Consider the following 13,147-nt stretch of genomic DNA (forward strand, 5'->3'; position numbering starts at 1 on the left):
AAGGGGGGTGCCCGCCTGTACGCTTATACTGGAGAGCTTTTGGGCCGAATTCATTATAAGCTTTGATCCATTTCCACAAGGTGTGTGTTGCGCGTTTGGTGCTGAAGGCCACCTGTGAAGCGGATTGCTCACAACAGACTTGATAAAGGGCCATAAAGCGTTCGCGCGTCCTATGGTGAGGTTCTGATAATCCAGATTGATAGAGGCATTCTGGGGATTGATTCCATTTATCGTGTAGGACTTTAAGCATGAATCGAATAGTTATGGCAAAAAATGATCTGTAATTATACGTCTTGAATCGTTTTTCGTTTCATGCTTTGGATCAATTTATCTGCTCATTTAGAACCGTATGTTTCAAATGAGTTTTGGTTTAGCATCGAACTCTTTCTGCGGCATGGCCGCAATCTGTTCCAGTGTCATGGCGGGTTGGCGACCCTGTGTGGTTGGGGTTGAACGGGACCGCACCGGCGGCTCGCTCAGTTGTTTTGCCTGCTGCATTTTTTGTGCGGGATCAGGGGTGGGTTTTGGCGCTGGGCTTTTGGCTGGATGGCTCAGCCCGGCGGCGTCCTTATAGAGTGTCATCACCTGGGCAGCTCCCAATGGGCTGACACGGCTTAACTCCTGAACATCTACACCTTGTCGTGCAAACCATCCCTGAAAGTCTTCACTGGCCGAGACCTGCTCCACATCGGGATGCAAGCTTTTCACTTTTGCCCAGAACGCCTCTTTAGCTCGCTCCGCTTCCTGCTCCTGCCTTGCCTGCTCAATCGCTGCCAACCGCTGCTCCAACTGTCGGTTCAGCTGCGTCGACTCATCCAGCTTGTTGAACACCGGACTCAGTTCCTGATAATCCTGACGGAGATCCTGAAACTGATCAGACGGCGCTGGTTGACTATTGGATTGATCCGGCTGACCGGCAGGCTGCTGGCCAAGCAAATCCACCTTGGCCTTTAGTAAAGCAATCTGTTGCTGGAGCTCCTGATTACCGCGCTCCAGATCAGCCGCTTTCTGCGTCGACTGAGTCATCAGTGCATGGGCATTTTTGCGAGACTCTTCCGCTTTGGTGTACTTGTCCTGCCAGTCTTCACCGGGCTCTTTATGAGATACTGGTGCAGGCGGCTCTGACTGTTCATCAGCAGCATCCGGCTCCGGTGCAGGTGGCGGGGGTAACTCATCGGCGGGCGGGTTCGGGTCGGTCTGCTTGTCCTGCCCGTCAAAAGACGCAGGGGCTTCCGATTCCATACCCATTAAGGCTGCCAGTTCGGCATCCGTGTCCTGATCCAACTGGTCGGCATCAATTGCCATTTTCTCTCTCCCTGTGGGGCACTTTGAACCGCTGAGGGTTCTGGCTTGTCCAACTTTATTGACCTGAGATTATGGGGCTCGCTCGCTTGTCCACTTCCATCAGGTAGTCACCAGGCACTACCCCTAAAATTGACTGGCATAAAAAAACCGCCAAACTGGCGGTTCAATTGACATCATGTTATGTCGTTGAGGCAGCCCTCAACATTTCCAGTACTCTTCACTTTTGTGATCTTTAATCACATCTTTTAATATTTTTGGATATATCATTCGTTCAATTTCTCCGGCAGGCTTACCATGCACCTGCGCCAGAATTTGTCTAAAGACCAAGGTTTTAAGCGAAAATAAGGGGTGTCGTGGCAAACCTATTTTTTTCATAAACCGCTGCATATCCTCTTCTGGAACAGAATCAGTGTTCGCACCGAACAGCATTAGCAGCTTTGCTATATGGATGAGTGTTTCACGAACCTTGTCTGTACGATCACCAGGTTGAGGTACTGTTTCTTTAATAACATCATGAATGACTTTCCGGAGCGCCGAACCGTCACCATACATACCAGTATTCACAGGCGTTCCAGCTGAAAGCAAACACTCCACTACCTCATACCGCACTGTCGCCAGAGCATAATCCAGAGGAGCAAGATTGGAGTCATTTCTAAGATTAACATCAGCACCCTGCTCTAAAAGCCATCGAATGGCATCGACAGATTCACTCATACATGCCCAGTGCAGAGATGTAGAACCACCTCGATCGACTTGATTAACATCATACTGGTTACTCAATAAAGTAGAGCGAAGTTGTTCATCACCTAATGCACTGTAGAGCAATGGCATACTTGAATTATTTTGAGATGAATTAACATCAGCCCCGTTCTCAATAAGCCGATAAAATATAGACCGATAATTTTTATTTGGGAAAGTAAGGGTAGAAAAAAGAGTCCCCCCTATGTTTGGATCCGCTTTATGGTCAAGAAGTAATTCGGCTACCTCATAATGCCCACAATCAATTGCTTTATGCAGTGGCGATAGCCCATTCGCATTGATTACATTCGGATCCGCATTGAACTGAAGGAGGAGTTTAACCATACGCACATTGCCATGATGAGCCGCCCAGATCATAGGAGTCATATTGTGAAATGCATGATTTGGGTTAGCATTTTGGTTTAGGTAATTCCTGACCTTCTCATACTCCCCGTTTTCGCAGGCCTCCGATAATGACTGATTTACCATCTGCCGTTTTTCAGAGGAATCCAAAGACGTGATTCGGAATTCACTCAGAGACTTATTTACACATTCCACAGGATGATAATTAGGTGGAATCTGCTTTTCATCTGAGTCATCAGATGATAGCCCGCCGGCTCCTTCCACTTCATTCTGTTGAATAACAGGAATCACATTAGCTGGATTAGTCGATGTCGGATACAAGTTCACAATTCTGTCGAAGCATAGCAATTTTAGTTGGACAGCTTAACTGTCAACAAGTTCATTCTAAACTCTACTGGCGTGATAGCTTCTTTTTAATGGCTACCCTGTTTCTGAGTCCTATCACTTCTTCCAGTTCCTGTGCCCTACCCTGCAGGGTGCGCAATTCCGTTGAATCCCGGACGTTGACCATTTTCTCCAGCAGTTCCGTTCGACGGCGCTGCAGATGCTCTACCAGCGTCTGGTAATCCGGACTGGCCTCCAGCCGCAGGATCGCTTCCGCCTCCTGGCTGGTCAGGTGCAGTGGATTGGGCATACATTTCCTCTTCGGGTCGTATTGCTTTGTCGGAGTCGATATCCAGTGATTTCAGGTATTCGTCATAGAGGTAGCGGTGGTTGGTCATGGGGCCAAGCACCGGATTCATGCTGACATTCAAAGCATTCATCATCCGCTCGGATTGCAACTCTTTGGCCACCAGTGCAGCACTGCCCATGGCCACCACATCCAGATCGCCGCGTTTGGCGTCATCGTTATCACTCCAGCGCATGGCAAAATTAAACAGGCTGTCGATCAAAGGCACCGTTGCGTAGTCGTCTATATTTTTCACCACGCTTTTCAGGGCGACATTGGCCGCCGTCATCAGCATGCTCATACCGCTGGCGGTTTTATTGATGTTCTGGGTTTGCTCTCCATGGGTGTAACTGGGGAGAGAAGTTTCTTCATCCGCAAAGCGCCTGAACATTTCAAAAATGCCCGACAGGTCACCCTGATTACTCTGGATATTAATGGCATCAATCATCGGGCCATCACCGGCTTCACCATCGTAGAACCAGAGTCGATAGGGATAGATCTTCTTGGCATCTTCCAGACTCATCCCCTCCGGCAGTTTACTCACATCCATTTGAAACATAGGCCCCGCAGTAAGCGCCGCATTATCCAGTAGAGCTCTACCAGTGGAGTTCATGACATCCTGTGAATCGTTCATCATGTAGGGAATGCCGATCCCCCAGAACCGATGCAGCACACTTTCATAAGGAACAAACTTGTAGGGAATCGCTTCAGGCTTCAGCGGGTTGAGTCTGGCCATAATCATACGACCATCGCAGATCCAGATATTGGCCTGATACTCCACCTGTTCATCAATATCCGTAACGCCGTATTCCATTAACTGGTGACCATCCACCGGCCCCCAGTATTCGAGGACATCAAACCGGTTTGGCCTTACGAATTGTTCATCATTGTCGTTTATGTTTCGCAGCTCCCGCTCGTAATCCTCGGGAGTATGATTACCCTGGGGAGATTCCATCAGAATGGCGTGAATGGTGTCTGTCTCAAAACCCGGACTGCCTGCCAGTTCTCTGAGTTCATGCTTGGTGAGCACATGGCGGCGGAATAGATCATTTGGCTTGCCCGGGTCGTGGGAATAGGGATCGGGAAATAAGTCGAAAACACTGGCCCATTCAATATCCGGCTCGATGCTTTGCTGTTCTTTGAGTTTCCATTCGTCGCCTTCGCTTTCCCACTTTTCATGGTTACGAATATTCAAAGTTGCTACTTTAATGCAGCCAGTACCCAGCGTGACCTGCTCCCGAACCATCTTTTTGATTTCGGTCAGAGCGTTGGCACTGATCATGTAATCTTTGATCAGCCGCTTCATTTTCATGGCCGCTTCATTGGCCCGTTCCAACGCCTCCGCTAATAGCGCGCGCTCCATCTCATCATTGCGTTCCTGAATGAGTTGGTTGCGGGTTTGTGGGTCAAGTCGGTAGGGCAACAGCTCCCGAATAGCCATCATCCGAATCTGTCGTTTAATGGACGCAGGAATATCTGCCATGGGGCTGGGGACAATATCCCAGAAACTATCCACATTCTGAAACAGCAGATCCACCAGTCGGGAATAAGCGGCATTCACTTTGGTGGCCGTGATTTTGATAAACACCCGGCTCAAGGCTTGCTGTTCTTCCATCACTTTTTCTTGTTCGGGACCGTATTCACCTTTCACTGCCCGCAACGCTTCCAGCCATTCCTCCTGGACTTCTCTTCGAGCTTCACGGTAACCCTGCCAGCGACTGTAGAGATCCGAAGCGAAGGCATCACGTACCGCCTGTTCCCGACGTTCATTGTCTTGCGCTTCATCCAGCTCTGCCTGCGTCACTTGATCAGGGGTGGCAATCTGAACCAGTCCGTTGTCCATTATCTGACCTTCTTGCCCCTGCGACGCTGCCACTCAAGACGATGAGCCGCCATAATGGCTGGCCCGTTACCCACGATTTTCTGGGTGATAAGAATAAGAGTTCGTTCCATCAGTAAGCCGACTTCCCTGGCGAGCGATATTTCAGCTCATTGATATTGATCTTTCGCCTTGGGAATAGTCCCCAATTAACTTCCCTATTTTCAAGAGATCAGGAATCGTCGATAATTGCTCCGCATGAGTGCAGGAGGTCATCTTGGGCAGTTATTCGACGACAGTAGAGGTTCAAATGGTTCGGTTTTATCAGTCACTCAACGAGAGGGATCGTCGTCGCTATGCTGCGATTGAAGCGATAAAGCTTGGGCATGGTGGCATCGAATTCATTTCTCAGTTACTGGCTTGTGACCCGAAAACGATTCGTCGAGGTATCGCTGAGCTGGAATCAGAACATCTGAMCGCTGATCATCAGCGAAAAAAAGGGGCGGACGCACACCGCTGATTGAGAAAAGTCCCCAGCTGACTGAAAACTTTCTCACCATACTCCGTAACCATACTGCTGGGGACCCGATGCGGCACGACGTAAAATGGACGAACCTGTCTCGTCGGCAGATTGCTCGCAAGCTCTCCGATTTGGGAACTCCAGCCAATAAGAATATCGTTTCTCGACTGCTTCATGATCATGGTTACCGACGACGCAAGCCGCAAAAAAAGCGAACAATGGGGCAGCACGCCGATCGCAACGCCCAGTTTGAAAATATTGCCAGACTGAAACAAGAATACTTGGATGCCGGATGTCCAGTGATAAGCATCGACACGAAAAAGAAAGAACTGCTGKGTAAATTCTATCGTGATGGCGTGACTGATGCGATAGAGCCAACTATCGTGAATGATCATGATTTCCCCAGCAGTAGTGACGGAAAAGTCACCCCTCACGGCATCTATGATGTGCGGAAAAACGAAGCATCAGTACRCCTGAATACCAGTTGCGATACTAGTGAGTTTGCTTGCGAAAGCATCGAATTGTGGTGGCGAGAACAAGGTCAAGTGGACTATAACAATGTTGGCGACCTGCTGATGTTGTGTGATGGAGGTGGCAGTAACAGTGCTTCGTCGTATCTTTTCAAAGAGGATTTGCAGGCACTTTCAAACAGGCTGAACTTGAGAATTCGTATCGCTCATTACCCGTCGTATTGTTCGAAATACAACCCTATTGAGCATCGCGTATTCCCGCATATCACCCGTGCCTGCAAAGGTGTTCCTCTGGAATCCGTTGATATGGCAAAGCACTACATAGAAAAAACAGAAACGACCAAAGGGCTGAAAGTGGTTGTAAGAATTATCGACAAAGTGTTCGAAACCGGGCGTAAATATGCCACTGACTTCAAAAAGAACATGGCCATTCAGTTCGATAAATTCTTGCCAAAATGGAACTATGTCGCCATGCCCTGTACCTGCTGAAATCGGGAAGTTATTCAGGGACTATTCCTTGGTAACTTCAGCACCATCTGTTGAGCAATGGCATAACTGACGACCCGATCATCAAAGCAACCTTCCTGGGCATTCGTAGAACCGTTGTCTTCTATTACGTAGGTCTGGCATTCCTTTACCGTCTCTACGTTGCAGATACCCGCATCGCCATCCCTGAGCAATGCCGCCAGATGATCGATCATTAACGGTTTTGATTTGGTGGTGGTCAGCCAGCCAATCCGCTTGGTGCGTTTCTGGGTGCGCTGATCCACAGTGGTTTCCATATAGAGATTGGGATACTTCAGATCTTTCAGTTTGGTGATGGTGGTCAAACCGTGGTTGTTTCTTTCCACACCGACCAGGGCATTGTTGTAGTAACGACCGAGGTGATTGAGCATCTTGCCCAGGTCATCCGGTGCCACATGACCCGACCAGTGCGCCACCTGATAACCGGAACGATCCAATACGTCGATGGATGAATAATCGCCATGCTTGTGTTTGTCGTTTATCGGAGCCAGTCCTTCGGCAACATCGCAACCAATAACGTATTGCTGACTGCTTTCCGGTGGGTACCAGATGTGAAGTAATCCGGGTTTCTTGCGATTCAAACTATTGGGCGTTAACTCACACTGCCACTTGGATGAATAACATTCCTGCTTAGCCGCTTCCGTATGCTTTGGATCAAAAACAGGGCGACCAGAAAACAGGAACGCCTCCTGAATATTGCAGGGGTATTCCTGTTTGAATTTGTCTTCGGATTTCAGCTCGTAGATTTTCTGGCGACGCCACTGGATCTGTTCGTCGTTTAATCCATACTGCTGCTTCAGGTACTGTTCTTCAGCGTCTGTCGTGAAGTCGGCGGAGACTTCCGTACGGTACTCGTCCTGCCAGAACCAAGGTATAAACACCAGTTCAAAATCACCGCGCCCAGCATCAGCGTCCATAACATAATCATAAAACACACCACCAACGCCGTTAGCTGTGCTCTCCAGAATGACCTCAGTATTTTTTTCATTAGGTACTGCCTGTAATACACCGGCCAGGTGCTCATCCGCATTGGGCCAGAACGCCACTTCCGACCCGTGAAACAGTTGCGCTGTGGATGAACGACCTGCTCCTTTATTGCCAGCGGTGCCCACCCGATACCCGGAATCGTGGTAGAACTCCAAGAGTTTGGAGCTTTTATTCTTCAGTTCCCTCTGGGTAAACGGTGGCTGATTTTCGTGATACCGCTGAACCATGTCGAACAAATTAGCAGTGGCATCCGCTTCGTGGGTCAGGATATAAGCCCGTAACCCCTTGCGATTGCTCACCAGCCAATAAAAGCGTCCCTCAGTATAGGTGGAGCAGCCCTGTTGTCGTCCTTTCAACACAACAATTCTGACTTTGCCAGTCCGCTGTCGTTGATCTTCGATCCGGCTGTCCAGATAAAGTTGGGCTTTGTTTAATTCAAAGGGGATGACTTTGGCGGCTTTGGTGCGAATCTTCAGGCACCTGCGGGCATAGAACTGAAACTCCGTCAGCAGCTGTTCCCGTTTGGAAGCCTGCTTTACCCGTCCTGTTCTTCCAGCCATTCGTCCAGTGTCTGTATTTTTTCAGAAACCACGGTCTGTTCTTGCCGATCCCGCCAGTGGTAACGGTTTTTCATATACATAATCAGCATGGCGGGGGAAACATCCTTGTTAATACCCAATGCTCCCTGCATGTATTTTTCTTCCCAGAACACTTCTGCCAGCACATCTGCCTGGGCAACTGCTTCAGAAAATTCTTCATGCTTATCAATGTACGACAGGAACGTGTTATAGCTGATCCCCATTTCTGTGGCTGTTGCCTTACGACTCAAACCGGTGCCCATCAACTCCTTCACCTGGTCGCACATCTCCGGTTTGTATTTGCTGTGATTGGCCATGATTAGAAAAACTGTTTGATGGCGTAGGCGATAATGCCTGCTGTGGTGGTGGCAGCAGTCCACTGAATAACACTGCTGATGGTGGAGTTTTTCAGTACGGCCTTTTCGATATTGTCCAGCCGCTCTTCACTGCGTTTTTCCCGAACGGCCAGATTAACCATCCGTTCGTCGTGCTTGGCCAGGGTCTGCAGGATCTCAGTAATACCATCCAGCTTCTGTTCGATGCGGTTAAAGCGATCTTCATCAGCCATGGCTATCTCCTTGCAACGCCCTTCAGTTTTTCCAGAGTTCGGGCACCGCCTAATCCCAGCAAACACAGCAGGAGGGTAATCACCGTGCTGGTATCTGCTGTGGGTAACTGTTGAACCACTTCAGACTTATCAACAAACATCAGTCCAATGATGACCACATCACGAACAATCCACGACCAGGCCAGAATGAGAACACATAACCAGCCGAGCGCAGGCCGCCAACCGGAAACAAACGTCGATGGGTGTTTGGCTTCTTCGATGTTAGCCAGTGCTTGTAGGATATGCGGCTGCTGCAGTTGATGATTCAGTGACAATTCAGCTTTGGCCCGTTCATCATCGGAGGTAAACAAACCATCAAGGCCGCCCATCAGCTCCTTGGCAATTCCTGCCATCGGGTTCAGATTAATCATCCATCAGCTCGAAGTGTGGATAGTCTTTGAACCGGTGATCCTTCAGCTCACCATCCCGATCCCAGTCACCGCCCCAGCGCAGTTTGATGCCCATCCCCTCCGCCACACCCAATACATACCCAGCGAAGTGTGCAGATCGCTGATCATCAAACCAGTTAATGGGATAAGCCATCACATCCACCGCCTTGCTTGGCAATTCATTGTGGTTACTGTCCGGCCATTGCAATTCTGACTTGCCACTTTCAAACGCCAATATCTGTTCCGCTTCATTACGATGACCGCAAATAATCGTGCAGTCGTAGTGCTGAATCACGTTATTGAAGACACGCTGAAGCCGCTCATCACAAGTCGACAAATGCCGTTTGGATGAAGCGGAAAAGTGAAACATGAACGCCCTTTTTTTAGTGGTTCAGTTTGGGAATGGTAGAAACTAAAAAGCCCGACATCAGAGCCGGGCTTTTTGAAGGGATACTTGCGATGGAAATCGTTTAATCGAGTTTTATTCCATCATAGAAAAACATCCTATCTTTTGTTTCATTTTTCTGCAAGCGTCCAAAAGCACCAAAAAAATAACGGCCACGAAGACCGTTGAATATTCATTGCAACATAGGAGTAATTGCATGTTTAACTGTAGTTCTCAGTTCTGAATAATGAATAGCTCCCGATCGATAGCGTTATACCGTTCATCATAAACCCTGAGTCACTGCTGGATTCAAGCAATAAGTGCAACAGACACCCCTAAACCGCCCCAGTGCCGCCGAAGAGGTAAGACTATGTCACTCCATTTTGTATAGTGACTAGCCCCTAAAATAGAGATATTCGGTTTCATATGACCTTCCACTACACGTAGATGACTAAAGTCCAATTTAAAAGTGACTTACATAATGCGATGGTAAAATGGTGTAATTAAAAGTGTTCAACAGTCTGTAATTTTGTGAATTTTCTATTTTTGATACCGAGTATTCATGCGGGGTAACAGCTGATGAAATTTGAATTTTCACCACATCGGGAACACTTTTAATTACACCCATGGTAAAAGCCTGAACTCATATCATAAATGGATGTTTAATATGTCAATAAATTACTCCGAAGGGGCATTTCAGTTAAGAGGACTCGATGCAGCCCGATTTATTAGAAATGAAGGGGGCGGCCTTATAAAAGCGCTTGTCGGATTTTTCAGGGGTAGAACTGTCACCGATGGTGAGTATTCAGTAATAAAATCTAAAACGAAAAATCATTCTCCTGAAATGTTAAAACGTTTTCGTACAATAAAAAGAATCCAATCCAGAAATATTGAGTTATTTTCAGCAAGGCCAAAGCTAGAAATTAATCTTATAGATCTTAACAGTTCTTACAAGGATGAAGACCTTAAAGCCGCAAGAACTAATAAGAACGAAGTTTCGGATGAAGATTTTGACTTACGCGAAGATCAAGATTTACTTTTCAAAGACATTAAAAACAGGCTGGAAGATCATGGTTACAAACCATCAATATTTGATCATAAGGAATCCAGCGAAATCATGAAAATGCTGGAGTCATTAGAGATCTTTGACAGTTCAGAGATTCAAGATATCAGAGACTATCTTGCTGATGAGCTAGATACCTCACCATACTGGAAATGATCGATGCAACTCTCCCTTGGAATAATGGCTGCCGACCAATAGCGTTAAGCCGTTCATCATAAACGTTGGGAGACTAGCTTCAGTAAACCAGCGCCCCCTCCTGCAGAAGTAGCTCACACGCCTGATCTTCTGCCTCTCTACTCCATTGGCTTGCTACCTGCTGACATGCTTTATCCCAACGAAAGAGTGTCGTCCGGCTTTTACCAGTTATCGTGATTTTACCCCGCTTATTCTTAAGCTGTGGAATCTGGAGTGATGCCATCAGGTAAAGGCGCAATAGCACCAGATTCTTACGGATAGCTTTGGGTATCCTTTCATCGTGCCTGACCAGATGATTGACCTGTAACCATGCCTGTGAACGATTGGCTTGATCATCGTCATAGCGAATGGTCAGAATGGCGAAGAGTTCTGGCTGCATCTTTTCCCGCAGACTCCCTTTGCGAATCCCGTCGTCACCCAGTCGTTCATCCCGGGTGCTACGATACTCAGGTGCAAGCGCTGTCTTGCGATATCAGCGTTGATCTCTTGCTGCCAGCTCGCTGTTTTCATCATCAGTTCCGGTGTACCGAATATCCGCATCAACGCTGGTTCAAGGGCTAAGTACATGGCTTTCTCCTAACTCAATGCAGTCTCAATACGCCTACCAACCCATGGGGCAAGCTCAACAAAGTCTTCAAGCACCGCACTCTGGTAAATGTCAGGCAATGCCGCTTCAACTTCTGAATAGAACAATAGATATTCGATGGATTGTTTCTCCCTACGCAAAGTTGATAATCCTTTCCACCAGTTCATCCACCCGTTGCCGACTCCAACCTCTTGACGAATGCAGTACGAACTGGAGTAGCACGTCCACTGCTGTGGAGTACAACTGCTCAAACGACTCTTGGCTCATGTGAGCAAACTTCAGGCTTTGGGCACGAACCCGAACACCACCATCGGGATAGCCAATCACGTCATAAAACCCGGATTTAACGGTGACCCACCGGCGAAACTCATCGAAGTTTTTCTCCGGCGTAAACCACTGATCCGTTCCAGACATACGACAAGGTTCTGGCTCAAAATGGTCAAACCCCAGCTGCAGCAGAGCAAAGAACTTACGGTGGAAATGCCGATTCCGTCGTTTACGAAACTCAGCCCGAATCACCTGCCCGACTTTCAGTTTCTGAACAAACACCTGATCATCGTCGGATACCGGTACCAGCATGTTTGAGGCCACCTTCTGCAACGCCAGCTCTGCCATCAGATCGCCTCCGCAAAGTGCCAGCAAATCATCATCACCAGCACAACCCAGACCACCGCCAGCCAGACGCCGTCCCTGAGTCCTTTCATCCAAACATCCCTCGCAACCTTGCCCTGGCACTCTGCCCGTCCAACGGGTCAATACCCTGTTCAGCCATGCTCTCCCTGACCCGCTGATTCGAGTGGATAGCCGGATCAAACTGGTGTTCGATGGCAAGCTGATCTTCCAACGGTTCGCCGTTTAACACTCGGGTGGTCAGCGCCTGATAGGCATTGGCAAATTTCACTTTCACATCCCGACACTCCTGGGGCGTTCCCGCTGTTCGTAACTCATGCCAGCCTGCCACCCGACCTGCCAGATAAACCGCCCTATGCGACCATGGATGGTGATTGGGTGAACCGGCCCCGTCATTAGCTTCCTGCCAGGCTTTGGCCAGAGCTGGCAATCCCAACTCTTCCGGTTTTGGCAGGCACAGCTTTCGAAATTCCGGTGCTGCAGGAGGCCATTCGCTACCGGCCAATCGAACCCGATTTAGCCCGATTTCAAGTTGAGCAGGGTGTAAACCATTCAGGGTTTTCAGCCATTCGCCGTTGCGGTCAGCCAGACCGTATGCACTCGTCCACTTCTGCCCGAACAGTCCCGTCATGGTCGAAAACAGTTTCACCAGATCCTTCTGGCTCAGCGTCGTAGATATTCCCTCCGCCGAAGGCTTCCTGCCCTGCGAAGGCTGGTGATTCTCCGGGGTGGAGGATATGGGCGTTGGCCTGCTCGACTTGCTCAACCAGGCTGAGTTTTCCAGAATGTCTTTGCCGTGCTGCATGGTTCACCGTCCACTGGTTGGTCACGTTGTCGGGGTTGTTCAGGTAGGCCGTGGTGGTCTTCACGTACTGGGTTCCCGTCGTCTGGGTCTCATCGCAGTAACGGGCGTATTTCAGGAGGTTGGTCAACAGGGATTCAGGGGTATCCCCTTCCCGGAGTCGGGTTTTGTAGTGGCCAAAGGTTTTGGTTTTGTTGCCCTTGTCGCCTTCCCGTTTTGGGTACTGACTCCACCACTGCTCGAAGGATTCCGAGAAACCAGGCTCACCCGATTTGGCTTTTTCCACAGTCGCGCCAGTCGTGCTCCCGGCACTTGATGGCACTTCCCCCGTCCTGGTGGTCGTGCGGTCGTCAGATCGGACATATGTCTTGTAAGTATTTCTCTTATTCTCTATTTCTCTTATTCTCTAGGAGGCTGACCGAGAATAGCCCGGTTAGCTCTCCTAAAACCAGCTCAACCTGAAAGCGCTCAAATAATGATCAGCATTTAGACCTTAATTTTCCACTTTACTCATA

At 48.7% G+C, this 13,147-nt stretch carries 16 protein-coding genes; 3 read left to right on the plus strand and 13 right to left on the minus strand.

Annotated features, from left to right (window positions below; translation table 11 throughout):
* Positions 1-354: 354 nt before the first annotated feature.
* The 3 genes from AKL11_RS02620 to AKL11_RS02630 all read right to left on the minus strand — a co-directional run bounded on the left by AKL11_RS02620 (position 355) and on the right by AKL11_RS02630 (position 4,919).
* The gene (locus tag AKL11_RS02620) at positions 355-1,305 is read right to left on the minus strand and encodes a hypothetical protein (RefSeq protein WP_067515054.1); all 951 of its coding nucleotides are present in this window, start codon (positions 1,303-1,305) and stop codon (positions 355-357) included.
* 198 nt (positions 1,306-1,503) lie between these two features.
* Positions 1,504-2,727: an ankyrin repeat domain-containing protein gene (locus AKL11_RS02625; RefSeq protein ID WP_157673373.1), complete on the minus strand. Its 1,224-nt coding sequence runs from the start codon at positions 2,725-2,727 to the stop codon at positions 1,504-1,506.
* Positions 2,728-2,870: 143 nt separating this feature from the next.
* Positions 2,871-4,919 (minus strand): portal protein, encoded by a 2,049-nt coding sequence (locus tag AKL11_RS02630; RefSeq protein WP_067515056.1) that lies wholly within the window; start codon positions 4,917-4,919, stop codon positions 2,871-2,873.
* A 253-nt stretch (positions 4,920-5,172) separates the two neighbouring features.
* On the opposite strand from AKL11_RS02630, the gene AKL11_RS25850 reads away from it, so the two are divergent.
* Positions 5,173-5,415: a hypothetical protein gene (locus AKL11_RS25850; protein WP_216636749.1), complete on the plus strand. Its 243-nt coding sequence runs from the start codon at positions 5,173-5,175 to the stop codon at positions 5,413-5,415.
* Between the two features lie 17 nt (positions 5,416-5,432).
* Entirely contained in the window at positions 5,433-6,374 is a 942-nt protein-coding gene (locus AKL11_RS02640) for an ISAzo13 family transposase (RefSeq protein WP_253705171.1), read from the plus strand.
* Between the two features lie 14 nt (positions 6,375-6,388).
* Here AKL11_RS02640 and AKL11_RS02645 read toward each other — a convergent pair whose 3' ends face one another.
* From AKL11_RS02645 to AKL11_RS02665, 5 genes are read right to left on the minus strand one after another with little or no spacing between them, the layout of a single operon-like run.
* Positions 6,389-7,957, minus strand: coding sequence for a terminase large subunit (locus AKL11_RS02645; protein WP_067515057.1), 1,569 nt, complete (start codon positions 7,955-7,957; stop codon positions 6,389-6,391).
* Complete coding sequence (locus AKL11_RS02650; protein WP_067515058.1) at positions 7,933-8,292, minus strand: hypothetical protein; 360 nt, start codon at positions 8,290-8,292, stop codon at positions 7,933-7,935. The genes AKL11_RS02645 and AKL11_RS02650 overlap by 25 nt, the downstream gene beginning before the upstream one ends.
* 2 nt (positions 8,293-8,294) lie before the next feature.
* Positions 8,295-8,543 carry a hypothetical protein gene (locus AKL11_RS02655; RefSeq protein ID WP_067515059.1) on the minus strand — a complete coding sequence of 83 codons (249 nt, stop codon included), beginning with the start codon at positions 8,541-8,543 and terminating at the stop codon, positions 8,295-8,297.
* Between the two features lie 2 nt (positions 8,544-8,545).
* The gene (locus tag AKL11_RS02660) at positions 8,546-8,953 is read right to left on the minus strand and encodes a 3TM-type holin (protein ID WP_067515060.1); all 408 of its coding nucleotides are present in this window, start codon (positions 8,951-8,953) and stop codon (positions 8,546-8,548) included.
* Positions 8,946-9,341 (minus strand): M15 family metallopeptidase domain-containing protein, encoded by a 396-nt coding sequence (locus AKL11_RS02665; RefSeq protein WP_067515061.1) that lies wholly within the window; start codon positions 9,339-9,341, stop codon positions 8,946-8,948. The genes AKL11_RS02660 and AKL11_RS02665 overlap by 8 nt, the downstream gene beginning before the upstream one ends.
* Before the next feature lie 682 nt (positions 9,342-10,023).
* On the opposite strand from AKL11_RS02665, the gene AKL11_RS02670 reads away from it, so the two are divergent.
* On the plus strand, positions 10,024-10,575 hold the full coding sequence (locus tag AKL11_RS02670) for a hypothetical protein (RefSeq protein ID WP_067515062.1): 552 nt from the start codon (positions 10,024-10,026) through the stop codon (positions 10,573-10,575).
* 79 nt (positions 10,576-10,654) lie between these two features.
* On the opposite strand, the gene AKL11_RS02675 is transcribed toward AKL11_RS02670, so the two are convergent.
* The 5 genes from AKL11_RS02675 to AKL11_RS24415 form a co-directional block, all read right to left on the minus strand.
* Positions 10,655-10,993: a hypothetical protein gene (locus AKL11_RS02675; protein ID WP_067515063.1), complete on the minus strand. Its 339-nt coding sequence runs from the start codon at positions 10,991-10,993 to the stop codon at positions 10,655-10,657.
* 197 nt (positions 10,994-11,190) lie between these two features.
* The gene (locus AKL11_RS24985) at positions 11,191-11,340 is read right to left on the minus strand and encodes a hypothetical protein (protein WP_157673374.1); all 150 of its coding nucleotides are present in this window, start codon (positions 11,338-11,340) and stop codon (positions 11,191-11,193) included.
* Positions 11,333-11,908: a DUF1367 family protein gene (locus tag AKL11_RS24410; protein ID WP_157673375.1), complete on the minus strand. Its 576-nt coding sequence runs from the start codon at positions 11,906-11,908 to the stop codon at positions 11,333-11,335. Before AKL11_RS24410 ends, AKL11_RS24985 begins: the two co-directional genes overlap by 8 nt.
* On the minus strand, positions 11,901-12,461 hold the full coding sequence (locus tag AKL11_RS24990) for a replication protein P (RefSeq protein WP_157673376.1): 561 nt from the start codon (positions 12,459-12,461) through the stop codon (positions 11,901-11,903). Before AKL11_RS24990 ends, AKL11_RS24410 begins: the two co-directional genes overlap by 8 nt.
* Positions 12,412-12,954 carry a hypothetical protein gene (locus AKL11_RS24415; RefSeq protein WP_157673377.1) on the minus strand — a complete coding sequence of 181 codons (543 nt, stop codon included), beginning with the start codon at positions 12,952-12,954 and terminating at the stop codon, positions 12,412-12,414. Before AKL11_RS24415 ends, AKL11_RS24990 begins: the two co-directional genes overlap by 50 nt.
* Positions 12,955-13,147 lie beyond the last annotated feature (193 nt).

Origin of the sequence: Endozoicomonas ascidiicola (genome assembly GCF_001646945.1) — a bacterium.
In the GTDB taxonomy this organism is placed as follows: Bacteria; Pseudomonadota; Gammaproteobacteria; order Pseudomonadales; family Endozoicomonadaceae; genus Endozoicomonas; species Endozoicomonas ascidiicola.

What these genes read in the sequence shown, in the direction of transcription:
- AKL11_RS02670 (WP_067515062.1), top strand. Translation starts at nt 10,024, where the DNA reads ATGTCAATAAATTACTCCGAAGGGGCATTTCAGTTAAGAGGACTCGAT.
- AKL11_RS02675 (WP_067515063.1), bottom strand. Translation starts at nt 10,993, where the DNA reads ATGCAGCCAGAACTCTTCGCCATTCTGACCATTCGCTATGACGATGAT.
- AKL11_RS02655 (WP_067515059.1), bottom strand. Translation starts at nt 8,543, where the DNA reads ATGGCTGATGAAGATCGCTTTAACCGCATCGAACAGAAGCTGGATGGT.
- AKL11_RS24990 (WP_157673376.1), bottom strand. Translation starts at nt 12,461, where the DNA reads ATGACGGGACTGTTCGGGCAGAAGTGGACGAGTGCATACGGTCTGGCT.
- AKL11_RS02665 (WP_067515061.1), bottom strand. Translation starts at nt 9,341, where the DNA reads ATGTTTCACTTTTCCGCTTCATCCAAACGGCATTTGTCGACTTGTGAT.
- AKL11_RS02645 (WP_067515057.1), bottom strand. Translation starts at nt 7,957, where the DNA reads ATGGCTGGAAGAACAGGACGGGTAAAGCAGGCTTCCAAACGGGAACAG.
- AKL11_RS02620 (WP_067515054.1), bottom strand. Translation starts at nt 1,305, where the DNA reads ATGGCAATTGATGCCGACCAGTTGGATCAGGACACGGATGCCGAACTG.
- AKL11_RS02660 (WP_067515060.1), bottom strand. Translation starts at nt 8,953, where the DNA reads ATGATTAATCTGAACCCGATGGCAGGAATTGCCAAGGAGCTGATGGGC.
- AKL11_RS02630 (WP_067515056.1), bottom strand. Translation starts at nt 4,919, where the DNA reads ATGGACAACGGACTGGTTCAGATTGCCACCCCTGATCAAGTGACGCAG.
- AKL11_RS02650 (WP_067515058.1), bottom strand. Translation starts at nt 8,292, where the DNA reads ATGGCCAATCACAGCAAATACAAACCGGAGATGTGCGACCAGGTGAAG.